24 protein-coding genes and 3 riboswitches are annotated in these 25,265 nt (G+C 42.6%); of the genes, 4 read left to right on the top strand and 20 right to left on the bottom strand.

The window, feature by feature from the left end:
- Positions 1-33 precede the first annotated feature (33 nt).
- Positions 34-1,641, bottom strand: a complete 1,608-nt coding sequence (locus tag AC0NJP_RS02855; RefSeq protein WP_474698698.1) for a spermidine synthase — start codon at positions 1,639-1,641, stop codon at positions 34-36.
- Between the two features lie 178 nt (positions 1,642-1,819).
- Between AC0NJP_RS02855 and AC0NJP_RS02850 the strand changes: the two genes are divergently transcribed.
- Both AC0NJP_RS02850 and AC0NJP_RS02845 read left to right on the top strand, forming a co-directional pair.
- Positions 1,820-2,194 (top strand): hypothetical protein, encoded by a 375-nt coding sequence (locus tag AC0NJP_RS02850; protein WP_474698697.1) that lies wholly within the window; start codon positions 1,820-1,822, stop codon positions 2,192-2,194.
- 79 nt (positions 2,195-2,273) lie between these two features.
- Positions 2,274-3,218, top strand: coding sequence for an aromatic acid exporter family protein (locus tag AC0NJP_RS02845; RefSeq protein ID WP_474698696.1), 945 nt, complete (start codon positions 2,274-2,276; stop codon positions 3,216-3,218).
- A gap of 68 nt (positions 3,219-3,286) precedes the next feature.
- Here AC0NJP_RS02845 and AC0NJP_RS02840 read toward each other — a convergent pair whose 3' ends face one another.
- The gene (locus AC0NJP_RS02840; protein ID WP_474698695.1) at positions 3,287-4,768 is read right to left on the bottom strand and encodes an aminotransferase-like domain-containing protein; all 1,482 of its coding nucleotides are present in this window, start codon (positions 4,766-4,768) and stop codon (positions 3,287-3,289) included.
- Between the two features lie 103 nt (positions 4,769-4,871).
- On the opposite strand from AC0NJP_RS02840, the gene AC0NJP_RS02835 reads away from it, so the two are divergent.
- Positions 4,872-5,798 (top strand): DMT family transporter, encoded by a 927-nt coding sequence (locus AC0NJP_RS02835; protein WP_474698694.1) that lies wholly within the window; start codon positions 4,872-4,874, stop codon positions 5,796-5,798.
- Between the two features lie 36 nt (positions 5,799-5,834).
- Here the strand turns inward: AC0NJP_RS02835 and AC0NJP_RS02830 are convergent, their stop codons facing one another.
- The 3 genes from AC0NJP_RS02830 to AC0NJP_RS02820 form a co-directional block, all read right to left on the bottom strand.
- A complete protein-coding gene (locus AC0NJP_RS02830) occupies positions 5,835-6,293 on the bottom strand; it encodes a C-GCAxxG-C-C family protein (RefSeq protein WP_474698693.1) in 459 nt (152 codons plus the stop codon).
- A gap of 131 nt (positions 6,294-6,424) precedes the next feature.
- Positions 6,425-8,467, bottom strand: a complete 2,043-nt coding sequence (gene recG / locus AC0NJP_RS02825; RefSeq protein WP_474698692.1) for an ATP-dependent DNA helicase RecG — start codon at positions 8,465-8,467, stop codon at positions 6,425-6,427.
- 1 nt (position 8,468) lies between these two features.
- The gene (locus AC0NJP_RS02820) at positions 8,469-8,675 is read right to left on the bottom strand and encodes a DUF1858 domain-containing protein (RefSeq protein WP_474698691.1); all 207 of its coding nucleotides are present in this window, start codon (positions 8,673-8,675) and stop codon (positions 8,469-8,471) included.
- Positions 8,676-8,825: 150 nt separating this feature from the next.
- On the opposite strand from AC0NJP_RS02820, the gene rpmB reads away from it, so the two are divergent.
- Positions 8,826-9,017 (top strand): 50S ribosomal protein L28, encoded by a 192-nt coding sequence (rpmB, locus tag AC0NJP_RS02815; RefSeq protein ID WP_474038496.1) that lies wholly within the window; start codon positions 8,826-8,828, stop codon positions 9,015-9,017.
- Positions 9,018-9,065: 48 nt separating this feature from the next.
- Here rpmB and hslO read toward each other — a convergent pair whose 3' ends face one another.
- From hslO to pknB, 15 genes are all read right to left on the bottom strand, one after another.
- Positions 9,066-9,938, bottom strand: a complete 873-nt coding sequence (gene hslO, locus AC0NJP_RS02810) for an Hsp33 family molecular chaperone HslO (RefSeq protein ID WP_474698690.1) — start codon at positions 9,936-9,938, stop codon at positions 9,066-9,068.
- Positions 9,922-10,488 (bottom strand): phosphodiesterase, encoded by a 567-nt coding sequence (yfcE, locus tag AC0NJP_RS02805; protein WP_474038494.1) that lies wholly within the window; start codon positions 10,486-10,488, stop codon positions 9,922-9,924. Before yfcE ends, hslO begins: the two co-directional genes overlap by 17 nt.
- A 45-nt stretch (positions 10,489-10,533) precedes the next feature.
- Positions 10,534-11,001, bottom strand: coding sequence for a 6,7-dimethyl-8-ribityllumazine synthase (ribH, locus tag AC0NJP_RS02800; RefSeq protein WP_474698689.1), 468 nt, complete (start codon positions 10,999-11,001; stop codon positions 10,534-10,536).
- A gap of 1 nt (position 11,002) precedes the next feature.
- Positions 11,003-12,211, bottom strand: coding sequence for a bifunctional 3,4-dihydroxy-2-butanone-4-phosphate synthase/GTP cyclohydrolase II (locus AC0NJP_RS02795; RefSeq protein WP_474038492.1), 1,209 nt, complete (start codon positions 12,209-12,211; stop codon positions 11,003-11,005).
- Between the two features lie 43 nt (positions 12,212-12,254).
- Positions 12,255-12,914, bottom strand: a complete 660-nt coding sequence (locus tag AC0NJP_RS02790; protein WP_474698688.1) for a riboflavin synthase — start codon at positions 12,912-12,914, stop codon at positions 12,255-12,257.
- A complete protein-coding gene (gene ribD, locus AC0NJP_RS02785) occupies positions 12,883-14,043 on the bottom strand; it encodes a bifunctional diaminohydroxyphosphoribosylaminopyrimidine deaminase/5-amino-6-(5-phosphoribosylamino)uracil reductase RibD (RefSeq protein WP_474038490.1) in 1,161 nt (386 codons plus the stop codon). Before ribD ends, AC0NJP_RS02790 begins: the two co-directional genes overlap by 32 nt.
- 131 nt (positions 14,044-14,174) lie before the next feature.
- A riboswitch (FMN riboswitch) is annotated at positions 14,175-14,304 on the bottom strand.
- Positions 14,305-14,360: 56 nt separating this feature from the next.
- Positions 14,361-15,335: an ABC transporter ATP-binding protein gene (locus AC0NJP_RS02780; RefSeq protein ID WP_474698687.1), complete on the bottom strand. Its 975-nt coding sequence runs from the start codon at positions 15,333-15,335 to the stop codon at positions 14,361-14,363.
- The gene (locus AC0NJP_RS02775; RefSeq protein ID WP_474698686.1) at positions 15,325-16,113 is read right to left on the bottom strand and encodes an ABC transporter ATP-binding protein; all 789 of its coding nucleotides are present in this window, start codon (positions 16,111-16,113) and stop codon (positions 15,325-15,327) included. The genes AC0NJP_RS02780 and AC0NJP_RS02775 overlap by 11 nt, the downstream gene beginning before the upstream one ends.
- A 21-nt stretch (positions 16,114-16,134) precedes the next feature.
- The gene (locus AC0NJP_RS02770) at positions 16,135-17,643 is read right to left on the bottom strand and encodes an ABC transporter substrate-binding protein (RefSeq protein WP_474698844.1); all 1,509 of its coding nucleotides are present in this window, start codon (positions 17,641-17,643) and stop codon (positions 16,135-16,137) included.
- A gap of 83 nt (positions 17,644-17,726) precedes the next feature.
- A complete protein-coding gene (nikC, locus tag AC0NJP_RS02765; RefSeq protein ID WP_474698685.1) occupies positions 17,727-18,548 on the bottom strand; it encodes a nickel transporter permease in 822 nt (273 codons plus the stop codon).
- Positions 18,549-19,472 (bottom strand): nickel ABC transporter permease, encoded by a 924-nt coding sequence (gene nikB, locus AC0NJP_RS02760; protein ID WP_474698843.1) that lies wholly within the window; start codon positions 19,470-19,472, stop codon positions 18,549-18,551.
- A gap of 151 nt (positions 19,473-19,623) precedes the next feature.
- Positions 19,624-20,964, bottom strand: coding sequence for an MATE family efflux transporter (locus tag AC0NJP_RS02755; RefSeq protein ID WP_474698684.1), 1,341 nt, complete (start codon positions 20,962-20,964; stop codon positions 19,624-19,626).
- 166 nt (positions 20,965-21,130) lie between these two features.
- Positions 21,131-21,313: riboswitch (cobalamin riboswitch) on the bottom strand.
- A 112-nt stretch (positions 21,314-21,425) separates the two neighbouring features.
- Positions 21,426-21,607: riboswitch (cobalamin riboswitch) on the bottom strand.
- 205 nt (positions 21,608-21,812) lie between these two features.
- Positions 21,813-22,466, bottom strand: coding sequence for a ribulose-phosphate 3-epimerase (gene rpe, locus AC0NJP_RS02750; protein ID WP_474698683.1), 654 nt, complete (start codon positions 22,464-22,466; stop codon positions 21,813-21,815).
- Positions 22,463-23,344: a ribosome small subunit-dependent GTPase A gene (rsgA, locus tag AC0NJP_RS02745; protein ID WP_474038485.1), complete on the bottom strand. Its 882-nt coding sequence runs from the start codon at positions 23,342-23,344 to the stop codon at positions 22,463-22,465. The genes rpe and rsgA overlap by 4 nt, the downstream gene beginning before the upstream one ends.
- Positions 23,345-23,373: 29 nt before the next feature.
- Complete coding sequence (gene pknB, locus AC0NJP_RS02740) at positions 23,374-25,257, bottom strand: Stk1 family PASTA domain-containing Ser/Thr kinase (RefSeq protein WP_474038484.1); 1,884 nt, start codon at positions 25,255-25,257, stop codon at positions 23,374-23,376.
- Positions 25,258-25,265 lie beyond the last annotated feature (8 nt).

Below are 25,265 nucleotides of genomic sequence, written 5' to 3'. Positions count from 1 at the left end.
AGAAGCTATGAAAAAATCATGAAATTTACAGCATTAAAAGAGAATATATTGCAAGAATTCTTTGAAGCCGCGTTCTTTAAAAATGCTCTTATAGTAACGTACTTCCTCTTGAATAAGTCCATCAATAATCTGCATTCCTAAAACCTCTACAGGCGCGTTATCATCTGTTAAAAGATAAATGCTTTTATGATAAGGTTTTAATTTTTTTTGCATATTCTGCATGAGTTTTTTTAAATCATTATTGCCTAATTGGGCTGTATTTTGTTCAAACCGTTTCACTGCATTCTTGTTTTGCGTTGCAAAAAGTTCTCGATTCGTTGACTCATCCACATCAATTGTATAAACTACATCAAATACGCTGGCAATGGTATCCGCTAAGTATTGATTTAAACTCCCTACCTTTTCTTGATGCATATTCATATTTACAACCATAACACCATCTGTTGTTAAATGATTCTTAACCATAGTAAAAAACTCTACAGATGACATTTGAAAGGGAATCGTTATATCCCTATAAGCATCGATCATAATAACATCATACTGTTCATTAGTGGCATTCAAATAGGCGCGACCATCGTAGGTCGTCACCTTAACTGCTGATGGAAGCTGAAAATACTGACTAGCCAAGTCAATTATTTTCTGATCGATTTCCACACCTTCGATTTTAGCATTGGTAAAATATTTATGGCACGCTTTTGCATAAGTCCCGGTTCCCATACCAATCACTAAAATTTTCATTGGCTCTTTTGTTGCAGTACCAGTCATGATAGGAGCCGCCAGAGCATAATCATAATACATTTTGGTGAGGCTATCGTCTTTTTTCATAATTGATTGAACGCCAAACAATACATTGGTAGAAAGAATAATGCTATCAGGCGTTTCTTTTACCTGTAAATAATTATAAAGTGATTCCCCTTCATATAAGAGATTCTTTTCCCAAAAGGCTAAATGATCGGATGATCCAACTATACTGCAAAACAAAAATAATAAAATACTTGCTATACATGTTTTCGGCTTTGTCCGTTTATAAATAAAATAAATCAAACCAATTCCAAGAAGAATACCAGAAAACAATAAAAAGGTCATTGATGTTCCCACGGCGGGAATCGTAATAAACGTCGGTACAAACGTACCAATAATACTGCCAATCGTATTAACTGCTACAAGCTTTCCCACAGTTTGACCGCTGTTGTCCAAACTATCAACCGTGTACTTTACGAGCGAAGGCGTTACCGTACCGAGCAAAAAAAGAGGAAATACAAAGAGAATCATGCAAGTGGAAAAAGCTGCAAAAACTAAAAAATCAGTATCAATTGTTAAAACAAGCACAGCAGATACAGCTAAAATAATATACTTACCCAACACTGGTATTGCCGCAATCCATAAAGCGGCTATAATAATTCGTTTATATAAAATATCGGGATTAGGATTTTTGTCAGCACTTCTCCCACCCCAGACATTTCCCAGTGCCATAGCGATCATGATTGTTCCAATAATAATGGTCCATACAATCTGAGAAGAGCTAAAATATGGCGCTAATAGCCTGCTCGCGCCAAGTTCTACTGCCATAACAGACATTCCTGCAAAAAAACTTGTCATATATAAATAGTACTTACTGTGCAATAAGGTCTCTGCAACCATGCTCATTCCTCCTGTAGGGGCTAATACATTACACTTTCTTTTTCTTTCGATTCTTTTCCAGAAAAGCCTTTTTCAATTACTTCTCACATGAAAAAATTTCTTTTATAGGAAATTATCCCTTTGCTGACGAAGTCAATGAATATAGCTACTAAATTATGAAACGTCAGGAGGCTCAATTATGAAACGTTTTTTAGCGATTTTGCTATTCGCGATGATTATCTGCCAGGTTGCTTATGCAGCGGAAGCAACTTGGCAATATGTTACAACGCAAAACAATGTTTCTTATCATGTGGATATGAATCGTATTACAATCAATAAAAACATTCTAAACTTTTGGCTTTTAGTTGATAGAAAAACGCAGCAACAAACTGTTAAAGCGCATGTTACTGCCGACCTTGAACAAAAAATTTATCGTTTTGATGAAGCCTATATTACAGATACAGCCTCTGACCAAACAGCCCATATGGTAACTCCTACTCCCTGGGAAAAAATCACACCTGCATCACCAATTGAAATGACAATTCAATTTATACTGACCCGACATAATGAATAAACAAACTAAAGGGCCTATTCCCCGGGACTTTCGTTCTATGATAGGATAGAATTGGAACAAGTTATATCGGAGGTTATTTATGAATTTTATCGGTTATAGAACTCTTAAAACAGTGATAGGCACAGGAATCGCTATGTATCTTGCGATTCATTTTGATCTTAAATTTGCTACAACGGCCGGAATTATTACGATTCTCTGTATTCAGGGAACCCGCAAACAATCTGTACGGTTTGCTGCTAAAATGATTGGCTCATTTCTATTGGCCTTATGTCTTTCCATAGTCATCTTCCAGTTATGCGGTTACACCCCTTTTAGCTTTGCTTTCTTTTTACTAATTTTCATTCCTTTGACAGTACAATGTAAAGTACAAGACGGCATTGTTGTCAGTTCCGTTTTGATTACCCATCTATTAATTGAAGAAAATACCTCTCTACCACTACTAATCAATCAAATGTCACTGATGGGTATCGGTGTGCTTACGGCTATGCTACTTAATTTATATATGCCAAATTTTGAGCATAAAATAAAAAAAGAGCAAGTAGCTATCGAAGGAATGATTCAGGACATTCTCCGTCATATGGCGGAAACCTTAAAAAATCAACCTGATTCTCTAAAAGGAGAAGCCTTGTTTACAGCGTTAGAAACGAAACTAAAACAAGGCCGCGAACTGGCATTAAAAAACTATAATAACAGTTTTTATACAAACAGCAGCGACTACACGCAATACATGGATATTCGTTTACAGCAATTGCATCATTTAAAAAACATGCAAAAATATTTTGATAGACTCCTGACACCGTATCCCCAAACGCTTTTAGTTGCTGATTACACGATAAAAATCGCCAAAGATTTTCATCATAAGGATATTGCCGTCTTGCGGCTAGATGACTTTAATCGCTTTCGTCAGAGTTTCACCACGATGGAACTTCCTAGAGATCGAGATGAATTTGAGCATCGCGGCATGCTCTACCAATATTTAAATGACATGGAAGAGTTGTTGTTTCTACAAACTTTGTTAAAATAAAACTGCATATAGGTACAAAAAGAGAAGCACCCCCAAAGGATGCTTCTCTTTTTGTATACCCTACTACGCTAACATCTAAACGTTTTTACCGCATCATTTAATAATTCACAAAGAATCGTAAGCGCCCGCGGTAAATCTTCATCAGAAAGATTGGTCCAGCAAATGCGCAAATGATTAATCTCTGGTTCACCTGCATAAAAAATGGAACCTGGCAAGAAATGAATGCCGCGTCGATGCGCTTCGGGAATGAGTGTGTCTGATTGCATCCCCCGCGGCAGAGTCAGCCAGATAAAAAGACCTGACGATTGCTTTGGCAAAAGAATATCAGGATGCAACAGTTTCCTAAGAGTTGCAAAAACCTTGCGTCGCCTAGCTGTTAATCGGCAACTGATTTCCTCAATTGCTTGAAATAGCTTGGGGTTTCGAAACAGCGGCGTTAGCGATTTTTGCAGCCATAAGGGCGAACCGAGATCAGCAATCGACTTCGCAGCAAGCAAGCGATTATAAATACTACCATCAGCGGCGAGTAAACCAAGCCGCATGCCGGGAAACAGAAATTTACTAAAACCTTTTAAATAAACAACACGACCATCATGATCGAGCATTTTTAAGGGAGGTGGCAAACAATCCCGCTGAATTTGAGGAATTTCGAGTTCACGATGGGGTTCATCTTCTAAAATTAGTACATTATGCTTGCGTGCGAAAACCAGAAGATCTTCGCGACGTGATCGACTCATAATGGCGCCCGTAGGATTCTGACCCGTAGGCACTACATAGACGGCTTTCAAACGGCTATAGGCCGCCAAATCTTCCAAAATATCAACACGCAGTCCTTCCTGATCTAAGGGAATAGGCTGCAACCGCACATGAGCCAGACGAAAAGCATCAATCGCTCCAGAAAAACAAGGCGCCTCTACCGCAATCGTATCATTCGGTCCTAAAAATGTTTGAGCAAATAAATTAATCCCCTGCTGCGTTCCATTTGTTATAAGAAGCTGATGCGGCTCAAGATCAATAGCCAACTTTTTGAGGTACTCTGTTAACGCATTCAGAAACTCCTGATCTCCCTTAAAATCAGCATAGCGTCCTAACGATTCCGGTGATCCCCGCAAAGTTTCCCGGATCGATTCCTGAATAAAAGTTAAGGGAAGTAGCGAATAATGGACGCAGGCATCGGCTAAATCAAGAATTTCTTTTGGCAATCTTACTGCACTTTGACTCCAAAAGCTAGCCCGCGGCAAATAATCTGGCACAGAAAGCTGCCAACTATACGGATCTTGTAAAGATGCTCCTTCGGATTGCTCTTTATTTGTCAGAAGAACAACAAACGTTCCCTTACCAGGTAAGGTTTTCACAAGCCCTTTATCTTGAAGCATTTTATAAACTTCATGGGCTGTGACTAAGCTTATTTTTAAATCTCTTGCCAACTCCCGCACAGAGGGAAGTCGGATGCCAGGCTCTAACAGACCAGAACGAATTCTTTGCGCCAGTTCTAAATAAACTTGTTGTCGAATCGACTCATTGCTGTCCCGTTGAATGAATATGTTCATAATCCCTCCAACTGTTATAGCCATCATTTGACTGTTATAGGTAAATGATGGTTTTATAGATTCATAATACAGCAATGTTATAGAACAGAAAAGAGGGATTTTTATGTATATCGTTTATAGCGCCATGTGTTTAATTTTTGGCACTACTTTTTTAGCCATTAAAGTTGGCGTGAATGTCGGAGCTCCCCCATTTCTCTTTGCCGGAGCCCGTTTTTTTACAGCAGGACTCATCGTCCTACTCGCAGTTAAACTTTGCGGTAGGTCAATTACCCTACCAAAAGGCCATTACAAATCTATTTTTATAGTTGGCTTGTTCATGACAGCACTGATGTTCGGCTGTCTTTATTGGGGGGAACAATATATTTCTTCTAGCCTAGCTGCTCTCCTTGCGGCGACAACGCCGCTTATGATTGGTCTTGTCGAATGGTTTCAAGGAGTGAAAGAATACTCGTTGATTCGTGGTAGCGGCTTACTGATTTCTTTTCTCGGCGTATCAATTGCTCTACTTCCGGCACTGATGCTAGAGGCAACGCCTTATGCCTTCTTAGCCGTTATCGTCATTTTGCTTGCTGAAGTAGGTAACGTTTTTGGCACGATGACAGCGCAAAAACTCCTAGCAGCAAACATCAGTCCCTTTACCCTTAACGGCTGGCAAATGGTTATTGGGGGAACTCTGCTAATGTTGCTGTCTCTTGGCACTGAAAGTTTTTCTATCACAGAATCGACTGATCTCTTAATGATCGCTTTGCTCTATCTCATCTTCTTAGGTTCTTTAGGCGGACATGGCGCTTACTATTGGCTAGTAGGTCGCGCTGGTATGCTGCTTCCCTCTACGTGGACCTATGTTTCACCCGTTATTGCTCAGTTCGTAGGCTACTATATATTAGGGGAAGCCCTCTCATTCTATTCCTTTATTGGCCTCATTCTCGTACTCAGTGGCGTGTTATTTGTCAGTAAACCAGCCCTTATTAGTAAGAAATATCAACAATTACGCTTCAAAAAATCTCAGTTAAACAGGCTCAGCCACTGAAAAATCATCAAATTAAAAATGATTCCTAGTCTCTTGCTATTCTTCTTCCGGCAATAAGCGATCGCCATAAAGTCTTTCAAAAATAGCGCCAGCACTCTTCTCTAGCTGCGGACAACGAATTGATGTTGTATTATTCGCTTGCAGCTTTGCGAGTCCTGCAGGGCCTGCCATCGATTCACCAAGTAAATCTTGACATAAGAGTGAACCATTGGCTGCCTTAAAGGCTTCTAAAAATGGCTTAGCTAAATCACACACTTCATTTTTACTGCTAGGATCGGCTGGATCACAAGTCATGCCAATTGCCATTAAAGCGCCTGTTACGAGCCCGCAGGTTTGACCGCTTCTGGCAATACCGCCGCCGAAGGCTGACGCAACTTTAAGAGCAATTTCTTCTGGAAGACCGAGTCGCGGACCATAGACTGCCAACATGGACTGCGCACAATTATAGCCTTTCGTATGATGTAAAAAAGTTACCTTGTCACTGCTTTTGCTCATTATAAAACCCCTCCCTAAAAATAATAATAATTTTTTTCTCGTTTATGTATAATTAGACTGTATTTAAGGCATAACTACTATTGTAAATTTTCTCCTCTCCCATATAGGCGGCGTCAGCCGCCGCTTTTTTTTTAACTATGTAAAATAAGGGAAAAGCGATCACCAAAACGATTCGGTAAAATGGTCGAAAGTAAATTCCTATAATCCTCTTCCAATACAGCTTCTTGCGCCGCCGTCCGAGCTTTTAATAAAATGGCCACATCAGTAACAATATTAGCAATTTTAAGATCGGGTAGTCCATGCTGTCTCGTACCAAAAAATTGCCCAGGGCCGCGCAGCAAAAGATCCTGCTCAGCAATGACAAAGCCGTCATTTGATTCTGTCATAACCTGAAGACGTTCCTGCGTGTCACCTTGTTTTACTTTAGAAATCAAAATGCAATACGAGGCATGTTCGCCGCGGCCAATCCGTCCTCGCAATTGATGAAGCTGAGACAAACCAAAGCGTTCGGCTCCTTCCACTACCATAATTGTTGCATTTGGCACATTTACGCCTACTTCAATGACCGTCGTAGCGACTAACAAAGAGATGTCATTTTTATAAAAAGCAGCCATAACGGCTTCTTTTTCGCTTGCTTTCATCTTACCATGAATCAGACCGCAAGAAATCCCCTGAAATAATCCTGTAGAAAGTTCTTCATAGCGTTGCACTGCTGCCTGAGTATCAATTTTTTCTGACTCTTCGACTAGCGGACAAACCACATAAGCCTGACGACCTTTCGCGATTTCCTTGGCGACAAATTGATAAATTGCCTCACTTTTTTCTTCGCCGCGTAAAAAAGTACGAATCGGTTTACGACCAGGCGGCAACTCTTGAATCAGTGATACATCAAGATCGCCATAAATCGTCAGGGCCATCGTTCGCGGTATCGGCGTTGCTGTCATAACAAGCACATCAGGCTCGGCTCCTTTGGCCTGAAGCTTTGCTCGTTGCGCCACGCCGAAGCGGTGCTGTTCATCAGTAACAACAAGACCTAATTGTCGAAAATGTACGGTATCTTGAATCAAGGCATGAGTTCCCACAATAATATCAAGAAGACCCGCTTGTAATAAACGGCCAACTTCTTCTTTTTGCTTTTTCGTCTTACTGCCTGTGAGTAACCCCACTTTAATTTTCAGGGGTGCTAACAGCTTTGCCAAGGTATGATAATGCTGATCCGCTAAAATCTCCGTAGGCGCCATCATAGCTCCTTGAAAGCCATTTTCTACCGTCTTCACAAGCGCTAAAGCAGCAACTACGGTTTTCCCTGATCCTACATCGCCCTGCAATAGCCGTTGCATGGGCTGCGTGTCCTCCATATCGGTCTTAATATCTTTGAGGGCTTTTTGCTGATCCTTAGTGAGTGTAAAAGGCAACAATGCGATGGCCTTAGTACTTAATTCTTCATCCCGGCCATGCTTAATGCCGGAAAAAGGTTTTTGATTTTGCGCCTTTAGTAGCAGCAGACCACACTGTAATAAAAAAAGTTCTTCGAACTTTAGTCTATCGATCGCCGCTTGAAGTTTCTCTTGCGATGCAGGATAGTGAATCGTATGAAAAGCTTCTTTGCGTCCCATAAGTCCTTGCAAACGAAGAACTCTTTCCGGCAAGACTTCTGGAATATAAAATTCCGTCAATAAGAATTTTTCTATTAAAGATCGTATTAGAGTTTGGGGAATATGTTCACCAAGACGGTAAACAGGAAGAATCCGGCCATGAAATAGATCAGTCTCACTGATTATTTCAGTTTCCGGATTCGTAACCTTCAGTGTATAATGACGCTCAATTTTACCATAAACACTTACGAGGGCATCTACAGTAAAGCGTTTTTTTAGAAAAGGTTGATTAAACCAAACAAGTTCAACCGAACCCGTTGAATCAACAACGACAACCGATAAAAGAGAAAGGCCCCGCCGAACTTTGCGTTCCGTTACAGTCAGGACCTTTCCCCGAAACGCCTCTACGTTTCCCGGCGATAGCTCGCTAATTTGCTTTAACTGACTTCTATCTTCATACCGAACCGGAAAATATTCCAACAATTGACCAATTGTAAAGATCCCTAGTTTTCCAAGCTGCGCTGCTTTCGCCGGACCAACGCCTTTAATATATTGGATCGAACTGCTCCACTCGAGCACACTAATCACCTTTCTGTCTTGCCGCCAAACGATTCAATTCTGCTAACAATTCATCAATGTTTACGGCATGATTTTTTGCGCCGCTCTGGATATTCTCAGAGTCAGCCCCTAAACAGGAGGCGCAATTCATGCCATGCTGTTTGAGAACCAGTTGAGATTTTGGATATTTGCGGAGAATATCAATAATCAAAGTATCTGTTGTGATCATTATATTCACCCCTTTTTTTCTATTATATAATAAAATTCTGACCATAAGGAAAAAATCCTGCTAAAGACTTGCATTCTCTTAGTGATCTGTGCTAAAATACTAATGTTTAGTAAAGGGATATTTTGTCCTTCTTAAAAGGAGGTGGAATAAATGGCAAACTTATGTGAAATCTGCGGCAAAGGTGAGCGCAGCGGCTTTAACGTCAGCCATTCCCACTTGAAAACCAAACGCACTTGGAAACCGAACATTCAGCGTGTTAAAGCAGTTGTAAATGGCGAAATTAAACGAGTTAACACTTGCACTCGCTGTCTCCGTTCCGGCAAAATTCAAAGAGCAATCTAATTTTTATGTTTTATAAAAAAATCCTCCGCTTATTGCGGAGGATTTTTTTTATTCTTCTTTTACTTTTTGCAAAAGTTCATTCAAATCAGTTTGATCAAACTGATATTTATTGCCGCAAAAATGACAAACAAGCTCTGCTTTGCCATCTTCAGCTATCAAGCGAGACAATTCTTCGCTTCCTAAACTGATTAAAGCAGTTTCCACTCGTTCTTTGGAACAAGTACAACGAAAAGCAAGTTCCTGTTCCTCTAAATAACGGATTGGAAGCCCCTTGCAAAGAGCTTCAATCATAGTTTTCGCATCTTGCCCCTCAGCAACAAGCGACGATACCGACGGTAACGCCTTGAGGTTAGCTTCTACAATATCAAGATCAGCATCGGAAGCATCCGGTAAAGCCTGCAAAATAAAGCCGCCTGCCGCCCGTACAGTCCGATCCTGTTCTACTAGCACACCGAGGCCTACGCTAGAAGGCGTTTGCTCTGATGTGTAGAGATATTCCGTAACATCTTCAGCAATCTCTCCAGAAACCAAAGCCGAACTGCCCGTAAACGACTGCTTCATATTCGTATAACGCGTCACATAGAGTGATCCTCGGCCTACAGCAGCACCGACATCAAGTTTTCCTGCTGCATTTAACGGAAGATCTATTGTTGGATTTTTCACCTTGCCACGGACTAAACCGCCCTTAGCATCTACAATGATCTCCCCTAAAGGTCCATCACCGGCTACTCTTAGGGTAACCGTTTCTTCTGTTTTTAAGTTAGCTGCAAACAGCAAAGCTGCCGTCATCGTTCTACCAAGCGCCGCTGTGGCCACAGGCGAACAATTGTGGCGAAGTCGAGCTTCTTCTGTCAGCTCGGTGGTAACAGCGGCGTGGATACGCAAGCCATCGCCTGCCGTTGCTTTAATTAAATGATCCATAGTTTTCCTCCATAAGCACTTCCCCGTTATCAACGGCGACAATCTGAATCTTTTGATCAAAAAGTAAGGCAAAAGAACCCCGTTTAGCAGCTGTTTTAGGCATAGCTGGCGAACCGGGATTCAGTAAAGTCACACCTTCATGAGATGCAAGCACAGGCAGATGAGTATGACCGCTAATAAATAAATTAGCCCGATAGCGCTGCGCTAATTTCACCTTCTGATCGTCTGTTAAAGTATGGCCGTGCTGCACTACGATCTTATATCGACCTAACTGCAAGTACATAAAGGAAGGATGAATCGGCCACTGTAAAACCATTCCATCGACTTCACTGTCACAGTTTCCCTGTACGGAAAAGAAGGGCTGCGGCAGCTGATTCAGCATGTCGATCAAACTTTTAGGATTATATTCTGCCGGAATTTCATTGCGTGGTCCATGATATAAAATATCACCAGCATGAATAATAGAGTCAACGTCACTCATATAGGTTTCATAGATGTGCTGCCAAGTAGCAGCACATCCATGAGTATCACTTACAATTGCTATTTTCAAAACAAACACTCATTTCCCAGGAAATAATTGTAAAACAAGTAATCTTTATCCAATATTTCTTAATAGATTTGCCATTTCAATGGCGGACATAGCGGCATCAAATCCTTTATTGCCGCCTTTTGTGCCAGCTCGCTCAATCGCTTGTTCGATATTTTCTGTTGTAAGTACACCAAAAATAGTCGGTACGCCTGTTTCCAGTCCCACATGAGCTACTCCTTTGGATACTTCAGAGCAAACATAGTCATAGTGAGAAGTGCTGCCACGAATTACTGTTCCCAAGCAGATTACAGCATCATATTTTTGACTTTTCGCCAGTTTTTGCGCCGCTAAAGGAATTTCAAAAGCACCGGGAACCCAAACAGTATCAATATTATCTTCCTGTGCTTCGTGACGCAATAAGGCATCCTTCGCTCCAGACAAAAGTTTACTTGTAATAAATTCATTAAAACGAGCTACCACAATAGCAACACGAAGATCTTTCGCAATCAAATTTCCTTCATAAATTGTTGACATCTTATTTTGCCTCCTCATACTGTTTCAATAAATGTCCTAACTTTGCTTTTTTCACTGATAAATAACGGTTGTTGAATTTATTAGCACGAATTTCCATGGGAACCCGCTCGGTAATTTTCAGACCGTAGCCTTCCAGACCAGCACGTTTTCTCGGATTATTCGTTAACAAACGAATACTTGTTAAGCCTAGATCGGCTAGAATTTGAGCGCCAATACCGTATTCACGCAAGTCCGGCGGAAAGCCTAAGAGTTCATTGGCTTCTACCGTATCACTGCCTTTATCTTGCAGAGCATAGGCGCGAATTTTATTAGCGAGACCAATGCCGCGACCTTCTTGACGCATATAGAGCAGTACGCCTTCGCCTTCTGCTTCAATTCGCTTTAAAGATGCGGCCAACTGATCGCCGCAATCGCAGCGCAAAGATCCCAACACATCGCCTGTAAGGCATTCAGAGTGAACACGAACAAGAACATTTTCTTTGCCAGAAACATCGCCTTTAACTAAGGCAATATGGCACTGTTTATCAAGTGCGCTCTCGTAGGCAACAACCCGGAATTGACCATATTTCGTCGGCATCGTTGCATCAGCTGCCTTCGTAATCAGCTTTTCATGACGTTTCCGGTAGCGAATCAAATCGGCAACAGTAATCAGTTTTAAATTATGCTGTTTTACAAACTTTTGCAGCGAATCAATGCGCGCCATAGACCCATCTTCATTCATGATTTCACAAATCACGCCAGCAGGATAAAGACCGGCGAACTTCGCCAAATCAACTGCTGCTTCGGTATGCCCCGCCCGACGCAAAACACCGCCTTCGCGACTGCGCAACGGAAAAATATGGCCAGGACGTCTTAAATCCGTTGGTTTGCATTTACTGTCTAAAATGCAACGGATGGTCTCTGCCCGTTCAAAAGCAGAAATCCCAGTTGTTGTCGTTACCGCATCAACGGATACAGTAAACGCTGTTTCATGGTTATCAGTGTTGTTTTCCACCATAGGATGAATTTCGAGTTCATCAAGCCGTGCACCGTCAACAGGCATGCAGATTAGGCCACGAGCATGAGTAGCCATAAAATTGACAGCTTCTGGCGTTACCTTTTCGGCAGCCATTAATAAATCGCCTTCATTTTCACGGTCTTCATCATCAACAACAACAATCATTTTTCCTTGTTTAATATCCTCAATGGCCTCTTCAATTGTGTTAAACATACTATCCCTCCATCTTATAACAAGAATACTTTCTTTAAAATTTTTATGCTAGAAACCCATATTTACCTAATAAAGCAGTGGATATGCGACTTGGCTCAGCTACTGCTTCAGTAGTGTCACTCTGTAATAACTTTTCCACATAGCGTCCCAAAATATCAGTTTCCAAATTAACAGTACTACCAATTTTCTTGGTAGCTAAAGCTGTCACTTCATAAGTATGAGGAATGAGTGATACACTAAACGAATGCGCATCACAATCCACAACAGTTAGACTGACTCCGTCAATGGCAATAGAGCCCTTTTTTACAATATATCTCATGACCTCTGCCGCCGCAGTAATTGTAACAACAACGGCAATATCATCTTTTTTTACATTCTGGATTGTGCCGATTCCATCAATATGACCACTCACAATATGACCGCCCAAGCGATCACCAACGCGAAGCGTCCGTTCCAGATTTACAGCAGCGCCAATCGCAAGATCTCTAAGACCTGTCTGTTTCACAGTTTCCGGCATGACATCGGCCGTAAAATGGCTGGTGCTAAAATCAACAACTGTAAGGCAGGCGCCGTTCACGGCAATACTGTCACCTAACTTTACATCAGTGAGGACTTTTTTAGCGGCAATTGTCAGGCGAACTGATTTTGCCGTCTTTTCAATCTGTTTCACTCTACCCAATTCTTCCACAAGTCCGGTAAACATCGCGTCCCTCCCGTGATTTCAGATAAGCGCTAATGAGAATATCCTCCTCTAGCTGCTCTATGGCAAGATCCTCTAGTTCATAAGCCTGCGAAAGACTTGCCACGCCACTGCCGCCAATCGGCGATGGCGCCGTCTTGCCGCCAAGGATCTTTGGCGCCACAAACCAGGCCACCTTATCAGCTAGGTTTTCTGCTAGCACAGAAGCGTTGACAGCAGCGCCGCCTTCTACAAGAATACTTGTTACAGGATAACTGGCTAAACGGCTAAAAAGTTCTCTAAGATTCAAGCCGCTTGGCCCTTCACTAATTGTCCAAACCGTTACACCGGCAGCTTCTAGGGCCTTTACCTTATCCATTGACGCAGACTTTGTTACAGCAATAATAGTTCGCGCTTCTTTATTTGTAACGACTTTGGCATCAAGCGGTGTACGAGCCTTACTATCAAGAATAATCCGCGTTGGATTACAACCTGGGCCCTCAGGCAGCCGCGTTGTTAAAAGCGGATCATCGGCAAGCACCGTACCAATTCCGACAAGAATCCCATCATACTGATTTCTCAGACGATGAACGGTTTGTCTGGCGGCAGGGCCAGTAATCCATTGGGACTGTCCTGTCGCTGTAGCAATTTTACCATCAAGCGTCATGGCTGTCTTTAATAAGACAAAAGGCATCTTAGTTGAAACCCATTTCACAAACGCTTCATTCACTTTTACGGCATCTAAACAACAGATTCCTTCTAAGACTTCTATACCAGCTTGACGCAATCTATCGATGCCATGGCCGGCTACAAGCGGGTTGGGATCAGTGATTGCCACAACGACGCGGCGAATACCTGCCGCTATAATCGCCTCAGTACAAGGACCTGTCCTGCCGTGATGGCAGCAGGGCTCCAGAGTTACATAAATAGTAGCGCCGTTTGCCGCTTCCCCCGCCTCTTGTAGCGCATGAATCTCCGCATGGGGCGTTCCTGCCATATGATGATAGCCTTTGCCAATCACCTTATCATCCTTTACAATCACGGCGCCAACAAGAGGATTTGGCGTGGTACAGCCTAAAGCTTGCTTTGCCTCAGCAATTGCCATTTGCATGAACTTTTCATGATACTGTCGTTCTTCTTTAGTTATAATCATTCTGTTTCACCTGCAATCTTGCCTTTCAGTCAGGGCGAGGTAGAAAAACAAAAACAAGCTATCTTCAGCCACTTGTAGAAAAAAATATACAAAGGGGCCTGAAAATAGCTTGTGCAACACAAACAAATCTACTCAGCCTTTTCTCATCCAGACTGTACTGTCGGCTTCGGAATTACACCGAATCAACCATAACGGCTCGCGGGCTTTAACCGCCGGTCAGGAATTGAAAGCACGCTTTCTCACCTGGCCCCAAAGGCTATCTTTACTATATTATGTAATTTTCAACTTCTCTGTTAGTGTATCACTTTTAAGAAATTTTAGCAACCTTTTAAAGCGCAACTCACTAAGTGGCAAGCAACACGATGTTCCGCTGAAATCGCTTGTAATTTAGGTTTTTCCTGTTTGCAAATTTCTCTGGTTTCAGGACATCTATTTTGAAACGAACACCCTGGCGGCAAGGCGAGCGGGCTTGGTATTTCCCCTTCTAACAGACGAACCTCTGAATTTCCTTTTTGTGCTACTGGAAAAACAGCTTGTAAGAGTGCCTTAGTATAAGGATGCCTAGCAGTTTGCAAATCACTGCCAGCGAGTATTTCGACAATATTACCAAGATACATGACGGCGATGCGATGACTAATCTGAGCAACCAATGCTAAATCATGACAGATAAAAATCATGGATAAATGTTTTTCCTGTTGTATTCTTACTAAAAGTTCCACGATTTTTTTTTGAACAGATACATCAAGAGCGCTAGTCGCCTCATCGCAGACAAGAATCTCTGGCGACAAAGCCAGCGCACGGGCAATTCCAATACGCTGACGTTGTCCGCCGCTCATGTTGCTAGGATAACGATTCGCAAAAGCCTCTGGCAATTCAACAAGTTGCAAAAGCTTGGTAACTTGTATTGGTGCTTCCCAGCTCTTTAACAGATTAAAATTTCGCAATGGTTCACAAAGGATATCCTTTATTTTCATCTTGGGGTTAAAGGCTTGAGATGGGTCTTGAAATACCATCTGTATATGTTTCCGATTTTGTCGCCTCGCTTCGCCTTTAAGCTGCGTAAGATCTTTACCCCGATAGTAAATAGCCCCGCTACTCGCCTCATAGAGCTGCATAATCAGCTTTACAAGCGTGCTTTTACCGCAGCCACTTTCGCCAACAATTCCTAGTGTTTCTCCTTGATAGAGAGATAATGATACATCATTGCAAGCTGTCAACATCCGTCCGTCAGCTACGGGAAAACGCTTTATGACATGATCGATCTCTAGAATTGCTGCTTTTTCAGCTGACATATCTTTTCCCTCCGACTTGTGGTACAGCCTCAAGCAGTTCTCGCACATACTCCGTTTGAGGTTGAGCAATAATATCAGCTGTCCTGCCAGACTCCACTATTTTCCCCTCGCGCATTACCAGCAAACTATCTGACATATAAGCGGCCACACCAATATTATGTGTCACAAGAATAATAGCCGTTTTATCCTTGTGACAAATTTCTAGCATTTCTTTTACTACTTGCGCCTGTGTCGTAACATCCAAAGCCGATGTCGGTTCATCTGCCAGCAGCAGCCGCGGCTTAAAAAACATAGCCATCGCCACGCCGACACGCTGGCGCATACCGCCACTCAGTTCAAAAGGATAACTTTTCATAATATTTTCCGGATTCGGCAGTTGCATTTTTCTAAGCATTTCTTCCGCCGCCTTAGCGGCCTCTAGTTTTTTAATAGACGAATGCTCACAGATATACTCGACAAACTGCTTGCCGATTCGTTGAATTGGATTTAGCATGCTGCCGCTGTCTTGAAAAACCATTGCGATCTTGGTTCCGCAAAGTTGGCGCCAGTCTTGATCAGCATTTTTTAATACATTCTTACCTTCAAACAAAATCGTTCCTTCGCGGACACGACCTTCATGGGGCAGGCAGCCAAGAATAGCGCGGATAATCGTTGTTTTGCCGCTACCGCTTTCCCCCACAATTGCTAGAACATTTCCTTCTGCAAGGGATAAACTAACATCTTGAACAATGTCCTGATCTGCATAAGAGACAAAAAGTCTCTGCACCTCTAACAACATCTCCATTCTCCTCTAAGTGCTTTATTTTTTTACAGGTCGAATCTGATTTGTCAGCCAATAATAATCAGAAGGATACATTTTGACCCCAGCCAGAGCTGCCTTACCAATGATGTTGGTTTCTGGGTACCCTAAAAATAAGGCGGCTCCATCATTCATAATAATTTGCTGTATATCAATAATGAGCTGGCGGCGCTTTTGAAGATCGAATTCCGTCGACAGCTCGGCAAATTTGCTATCGAGAACTGGATTGCTGTAACCAGAACCGTTCTGAGGATTATCGCCTTGTTTATTGGTGCGCCAATACCAGTTTAAAAAGATCTCAGGATCACCAGTATTTGCCGTAGTAATATTAGAAATCAAAAGGTCATATTCTCCATTAATCCCCATCTTGTCAACCAAATTATAATCTACTGTTTTTATTTTTACATCAAAACCGACCTTTTTCGCATCCGATTGCACTGCTTCAGCATAAATCGGTAATTCCGCCCGGCTGTTGTATACCACAAAATCTACAGTCAATTTTTTACCGTCTTTTTCAAGGATACCATCTCCATCTAGGTCCTTCCAACCGGCTTCTGCTAGAAGTTGTTTAGCCCGTTCCATATTGTAACTGTTCGGATCAGTAAGCTGGTCAAAACCATAATCCATGGAGGGAGGTACGGGCGCTTTGCCTTCAATAAAAGTTCCCTTCAAAATCACTTCGTTATAGGCTTTACGGTCGCAAGCGCTAATAAAGGCGGCGCGCACCTTGGGATCGCCCAGCACGCCTTTTTGATTAATTCGGGCAAGCACTGTGCGAAGCGAAGAAATTCTATCAATGTGATACTTTGTACTATCGTTAAATAGACCGATGTCGCCTGCCGCAATATTAACCGCTAGATCTATTTCGCCTGATTGCAAAGCCATTGCGCGGGTATTAGGATCATCAATCGAAGGAATTTCAACGGTTTCATAAGGCACTTCTCCATCCCAGTAGTAGGGATTTTTTACCATGACCGCTTTGTCTTTGACAAAGGATTTGCACATATAAGGACCTGTGCAAATAGGGCCTTCTTTCGCAAAATTACGCTGCGCCTCGGCCGATACATCGACAATCAAAAATAGAGGATCAGCTAAAAAGCCCGGCAGATTTGGTTCCGGCTTCTCTGTACGGATCGTGAGCTGTTGCCCATCAGCCAACATTTCTGTATATTTAAAAAAGGTTACTGCCCGTTTATTTTTGGCAAAGGCCCTTTCTAGCGAAGCCTTGACGGCAGCCGCATCTAGCGGTTTGCCATTTGAAAATTTTACGCCATCTCTAATTTTAAAGGTCCAGGTCATATGATCACTGCTGATTTGCCAGCTTTCGGCCAACCAAGGCGTTACTTTCATTTTTTCGTCAAACTTTACAAGACTTTCTCCCATGCCATACCGCATGACAACCCAACCAAAATAATTTTCTGTTGGCTCCAGAGAGTCGGCAAAATTTGTTACCCCAAACTTCAGCGTTTTCTGATCAACTTCCGACTTGCTGCTCCCGCATCCTGCCATAACACTTACGGCCAGGCAAAACAATAAAGTTACACAGATGAATTTAGTCCATTTTTTCACAGAATTCTCCCTCTCTCATTTCCTCAATTTGCTTTCTGTGGATCCATAATGTCTCGTAGGCTATCACCCCACAAGTTAAATATTGCTACAACCATCAAGATAGCGATCCCTGGATAAAGCATAAGCCAAGGGGCAGTTTGGATATGCTGTCTCCCTTCATTGAGCATCAAACCCCATTCCGGAGTAGGCGCCTGAGCGCCGAACCCTAAAAAAGATAGCCCAGCAAGTTCCATGATCATCGTGCCAATATCCATCGCCGCTGTTACCACAATGGTCGGTAAAGCATTCGGCAAAATATGATGCCGCAAAATTTGCAGCGGCTTTGTGCCATTCGTTACTGCTGCATAAATAAAATCACGCTCACGCAATTTCAAGGTAAGACTGCGTCCCAATCGAGCATATTTAGTCCAGCTAACCACTGCTAGGGCTAAAATGGTATTTAGTATATTTCCGCCCAGCATACCGGCAATAGCAATCGCCAGCACGATTCCCGGAAAGGCTAACATCATATCAACTAAACGCATGAGCGCCATATCCACTTTACCGCCTAAATAGCCGGAAAGAATGCCAATAAACGTTCCTATCCCTGAAATAAGAACAACTAGGGATAAAGTCATAAGCAGAGACGTCCGAGCTCCATAGAGGATTCGGGTCAAGCAGTCACGGCCCAGTTTATCTGTTCCAAGTACATGTTCAGTCGATGGTGCCAACAGCGAATGCCGCATGGTCGCCTCATAGGGGTCATATGGCGCTAGCCATGGCGCAAAAATGGCAATAGCAGCAATTAACAGTACTAAAAACGAATACAATCCAAACAAAAATTTGTCTTTTTCCCTAAGTGACACTTAGTTCCCGCCTTTCTTCAGCCGTGGATCAAGCAAAGTATAAGAAACATCCACTAATAAATTCATTGCTGTATATAACACGGCGATCCAAAGCACAAACCCCTGTACCAGAGGATAGTCACGCATTTCAATAGCATGCACAGCCATCTTGCCAAGCCCCGGCCAGGAAAAAACCATCTCAATTACAGCCACCCCGCCCAGAAGCCACCCAATAGATAGCCCCAGCAAAGTAATGAGCGGTAAGCAGGCATTCGGCAGCACATGCCGCCAAATAATTTTTTTCAGAGGAAGTCCTCTAGTCTTTGCACCAATGATATAATCTTGCCCTAGTTCCTCTAGTACGGCAGTCCGCACCTGCCGCGTATATTTTGCAGACATGGCAATCGCTAGGGTAAACGCGGGCAATACGATTCGGTCCAAAGACACTACACCGCCAGCAATAGGAAACAGCCGTAGTTTCAGGCCAAAAATATACAATAAAATAAGTCCTACCCAAAAACTCGGCATGGACACGCCCACAAAAGAAAAACCGCGAATCAAATAATCTACGGCGCGATTTCTATATACAGCGGAAAGAATACCGCAAGGCACTGAAATAAGTAGCATCATAACAAGAGCTGAACCTGCTAGCGCCAATGTACCAGGCAAACATTGCCAGAGCCGCTCAGCTACAGGCATTTTTGCCGAATAGGACATGCCCATATCGCCTTGTAAGACACCAGTAACCCAGAGAAAATACTGAACATGAAATGGTTGATCGAGACCTAACTGAGCCCTTGTCTCCGCAATTGTTTCTTCCGACACAATGGTATCTCCTACCTCTAGCAGCATAGCTACTGGATCCCCTGGTGAAAGATACATTAGGCAAAATGTCAGAAAGCTTACGCCAATAAGGGTAATGCCCATTTGCAGCAAACGCTGCATAAATTGTTTTTTAGTCAAGACACCCGCTCCTTTGTTTTAGCTATATTGTTATTTGGGAACAACGCTTCTTTTTATTAACGCTTCTTTTTATTAACGCTTCTTTTTATTAACGCTTCTTTTTATTAACGCTTCTTTTTATTAACGCTTCTTTTTATTTTTCTGCAATGACTGCAACTTTTTTGTTAAGCCCTGGTAAATAGATCCAAAGAAATATCGATCTTCCCAGGCTGAATACCGTAAAGGCCAACCATATGCCATGGTTTCCTAAGAATGGTTCTCCTAATAAAAAAACAATGAGACAGCCCAATAGCGAATAGAGCATAGAATTCCTGATAGGAGTCGACAATGTTGCGCCTGCAAAAATGCCATAAAGCTGCAGCCCCCAAACAGCGCTCAAAGGAAATAGACCGACCCAATATATATACAGGTCAGCTAGTTGCTTCACTTCACTAAGATTAGTAAAAAGTCCAATCACCGCGTTTTTAAATAAACAAACCCCGCCAAACAAAAGAAATGCCGTAACCCAGCCCCAAAATGCAGTTAATTGGACTGTACTTTTGTACAACTTACCATCTTTTCCTCCTATGGCTTTCCCCACTAATATTGTAGCGGTATTGCCGATCCCGCCGAGCAAATTGGCCATAACAAAATGAATTTGCATCAATACAGCATTAGCCGCTAGTACAACCTCCCCATATCGCATGCCGTATATAGCCATCAGATTATATACTGACAAGAGGCATACTGTTCGTATAAATAAATCCCTATTGACCTTCATCATGGCGGTGAACGCCGCTATATTACAGAATATCGCCAAGGAAATCCCGGTAATTGACACTTCTTTGATATGGTAAATCAAAACAAGCCCTAGGACCGTAGCCGCTATTTCCGAAATGAGGGTTGCTGTTGCCACACCATCGGCAGCCATGCCCCCTATCCGAACAAACAGTAATACCAGTAAAATATTCAAGATGTTCATGAAGATCTGTAAACACAGGGACAGTTTGACTTTAGACATGCCTGCTAGCCAGCCATTCATTACATAGCCAGTCAATACAAAAGGCGCTCCCCAAATTCGAATATCATAATAGGTTTCTGCTAATGTCCTGACAGCATCACTCGGTGTCACTAGCATAAAAGCGGCAATTTTGATTGGATACTGCAAGACTACAAGCAGTACGCCCAAAATAAAAGCAATCGCCATAGGCCGCAACAGCGCAGAGGTAATAGTCTTTTTATCTCCTGTCCCACTAGCCTGCGCACTAAACCCAGAAGTACTAATCCTAAGAAAACCAAGCAGCCAATACATAGTATTGAAAATCAAAGTAGCAATTGCTACGCCGCCAATATAAGCCGCCTGAGGGAATCGCCCCATGACAGCCGTATCGACTACGCCAAGGAGTGGTGTTGAAATGGAAGAAATAATCAATGGAACAGCCAAGCTGAGAAATTTTTTATTATCACTACTCATTGCTGCAGCAAAAATGGTCACGATACCTCCATAATATTTTCATAATTTACACAAGAGACTGTACATTTGGTAAAACACACAAAAAAATCTCCTGACGTAAAGTCAAGAGATTTGAAAAATAATTAAAATGTTTGCTAAAAAGCATCTGTCAATTATCCAAATCCCCTCCCCGTCGCTCGCAGGTATAGCGGTGATTATAAAATAGGCAGTTCTCCTGGCTCTAGATCATAGTTTATCCAAACCTTCCCAAGACGTTTGTCTCAGTGGTATTTTTTTGGACTCACTCCCTATTACAGTGGCGGGACCGCGCCGGTACTTCACCGGACTTCCCTATTAAGCCCTTGCGGGCACCTACTTTGACATATTTAATTAACCCCTGCTCGGAAATACTAAAAAACCTCCCTGCATAAAACAGGGAGGTTTGGCATCACAAGATAAATTATTCTCATTTAATCCCCTCCCCATCGCTCGTGGGTAAAAAAACGGTGACTGACAGATAGGCAGTTCTCCTGGCTCTAGATCATAGTTTATCCAAACCTTCCCAAGACGTTTGCCTCAGTGGTATTTTTTGGACTCACTCCCTATTACAGTGGCGGGACCGCGCCGGTACTTCACCGGACTTCCCTATTAAGCCCTTGCGGGCACCTATCCCAAACTATGCAATTTTCATTATACATCATTTTACATTTCATAATTAGTATACCATTTATCACAATATATGTCAAACCTTTCAAAATATTGCGTGTTTAATTTATAATAGTATCAAGATAAACTCAAAAACAAAAACGCTTAAATCCTTTACATTCCAAGGGATTTAAGCGTTTTTCATTTTATAAATAGTAAACAGGAACATATCACCGTTAAGAAATTTAGCAGCCTTTTAAAGCGCGAATCACTGCTGCTTGATCTTTCGCGGAAAAAACAGCTGATCCAGCGACTAAAACCGTAGCGCCTGCTGCAGTAACAATATTGGCATTAGCAGGGCTGATGCCACCATCGACTTCAATTTCCGTTTTGAGATCCCGCTCTTCAATCATGCGGCGCAAACGTGCAATCTTATCGGTTACTGCTGGAATAAAGGCCTGACCGCCAAAACCAGGATTTACACTCATTAATAATACCATATCAATATCTGGCAAAACCTCTTCAATCAGGGAAAGCGGCGTTGCCGGGTTCAGCGAAACACCTGTTTTCATATTTTCTTTATGGATTTCCTGTAAGAGCTTATGAAGATGCACTGTCGCTTCGGCATGAACTGTTAGAATATCGGCGCCAGCTTTCGCAAAAGGAATTACATATTCCTCAGGCTTTTCTACCATCAAATGCACATCAAAAGGCAGCTTAGTAAAAGAACGAATAGCAGCCACAACAGGCACCCCAAAGGTCAAATTCGGAACAAAATGACCATCCATAACATCAATGTGAATATAGTCGGCTCCCACTTCCTCCAGCTTCGCTACTTCAGCGCCAAGCTGAGAAAAATCTGCCGATAAAATTGAAGGAGCTACTTTTATTGTACTCATTTTCCATATCCCTTCTTATTAGCCTGCGCTTCATGCAGAATTGTCACATAGTTTTCATAGCGGCTCGACGAAATTCTGCCTTGAGCCACAGCTTCCTTCACTTGACACTGCGGCTCTTTATCATGAAGACAGGAACTAAATTTACATGCTTGTGGTAACTCATAAAACTCGGGAAAGCAGGTTTTCACAGTATCCTCCGGCAAAGTGATTTCCGTAAAGGAAAATCCTGGTGTATCAACAACAAAGCCGCCTGACTTCAACGGAAGCAGTTCTGCGTGACGCGTTGTATGGCGTCCCCGACCAATTTTATCACTTACCTGCCCCGTTTTAAGCAGTAAGCCTGATTCAATGGCATTAAGCAACGTAGACTTTCCGGCACCGCTTGGTCCTGAAAAAACAGTGATTTCACCATCAAGCAAAGCACGTAATTCGCTAATTCCTGCTTCGGATTTTGCATCGGTAAAAAACACTTTATAACCGATACGGCGATAAATTTCTGCTACGGCTTCCATCTCATCGCGGTCAGCTAGATCCACTTTATTAAAGCAAAGAATAGGCTGCAGTGCACTCGATTCCACAAGAACTAAGAAACGATCAATCAAATCAAGGGAATAGTCAGGATTACAACAGGCAAAGGTTACGACAACTTGACTGATATTAGCAACAAGCGGACGCTTTAATAGCGAAGTGCGGGGATGAATTTTCTCGATGATTCCCTTGCCTTCCCCTGTTACCTTATAATCTACTTGATCGCCGACAACTAAGGTAAACCGTTCTTGTTTCATTCGTCCCTTCACTGTACATAAAATTACCTTTTGATTTGTCTGGACACTGTAATAGTCGCCATAAGCCTTTACAACAACACCTGTCATTACCATAGATATCTTCTGAGCACCAGCATCTCTCCTTATAAATTTTGTTCCTGTGACAAGCTACCATTAATATAAAGCTGAACCCGAACTGTTCCGGTTCCTTCTAACTGCTTTTCAATCTTATCGCCTGGTTTATGAACATTTTCATAGACAACGCGCCGTCCATTGCTATCGGTAACAACAATTTGAACCGTCTGGCGTGCTGGCCCTTCCGGCACAGTCACCGACAGACTTCCGTGTTTTACCCCACCGCCTCCGCCGCCTTTCGCAACAGTAAAATCAACGGCAGTTCCTTCCGCAATTTCAGCACCTGCGGCAGGTCTCTGTTCCAAAATCGTACCAGCAGGATATTTATCACTGACCGTCTCAGTCACTGAGCCAGCCTTTAATTTAAGATTTTCCAGCTGCGCTGTCACAGTGGAAAGCAGAGCGCCCTTAAAATCAGGCAATGTCACTTTTTTGACCGCACTTTTATTGACTACAAGATCCACTGCTGTTCCCTTAGCGACTTGTGCCGGTGGTCGCGGATTCTGACTGATAACTGCATCAGCCGGCACCTCGGAAGAACTCTGCTCATCAACCCGTCCGACTTTAAGACCGGCATTTCTGAGCGCGGCTTCCGCATCTTTACGATTTAAGCCGCGTAAATCAGGAACTGTAGCAATTTCCCCACCACGACTGACAATCAAATTAATCGTTCTTTGTTCCTTTACAACACTTCCAGCTTCCGGCGACTGTGAAATGACCTGCCCCATCGGAACTTTGTCATTAAACACTTCGGATACTGACACGCGAAGATTCCGGCTTGTCAGTATGCTTTTCGCTTGTTCAACCTGTTTGCCTGTTACATCAGGTACAGTGACTTCTGCTCCGCTCCAAAATTTACCGAAAGCGAGAAATGCTCCGCCAGCAAAACAAAGAATAAAAAAGACGATAAAAGCTAAAATTAATTTTTTATTATAAGGCTTCGGCTGTACTCCGTTTTTTGCCACAAGACGCGTAGGTTCATGACCAGCTTCTTTTAATGCTTCAGACATGCCTGAAATCATTTGCGTCGGATACTCTTCACGCGACAGAAGCCTTGTGCTGTCTTCACGCATATAACCTTGTGAAAGCCTTAAGTCATTAATCATTTCACTGCTTGTAGCAAAACGGTCAGCAGGCAATTTTGCCATCGCTTTCATGACAATCGCTTCTACAAGCGGCGGAACATCAGGATTGATTTCGCTCGGCGGAACCAGCCTTTCTTGAATATGCTGTATGGCAATTCCAATTGGTGAGTCACCGTTAAAGGGAACTTTGCCTGTAAGCATTTCATACAAAACTACACCTAATGAATAAATATCCGATTGAGCGCTCACTGGCGCGCCTTTGGCTTGTTCGGGCGAAAAATAATGAACAGAGCCAATAATTGTACCTGTATGAACCATCGTTGCTGAAGTGACGGCTCTGGCAATCCCAAAGTCTGTAACTTTAATCCGCCCAGAACTGGTAACCATAATATTATGAGGTTTAATATCACAGTGGACTAAATGGTTTTGATGGGCATTTTCAAGCGCTTGGGCAATTTCATCAGCAATTCTTACGGCTGTCTCCACAGGTAAAATGCCCTCGCGATCAATCTTTTCTTTTAAGGTTTCGCCAGAAATAAATTCCATTACAATATAATAAATATCGTCATCTCGTCCGACATCATAAACATTTACAATGTTAGGATGAGATAATTTTGCCGCCGCCTGCGCTTCCCGGCGAAAACGCCGCACAAATTCTTCATTGGATGTAAATTGAGAACGCAATACCTTGACTGCCACATAGCGATCCAGTAATTCATCATGAGCACGGTACACTTCCGCCATACCGCCACCGCCGACGAGTTCGAGCACTGTATAACGATTATCAAGTGTTCGATTGATAAGCAAAACCATTC

This window comes from Pelorhabdus sp. sgz311002, from assembly GCF_056134285.1.
This window is presented reverse-complemented; position numbering and strand designations above follow the sequence as displayed.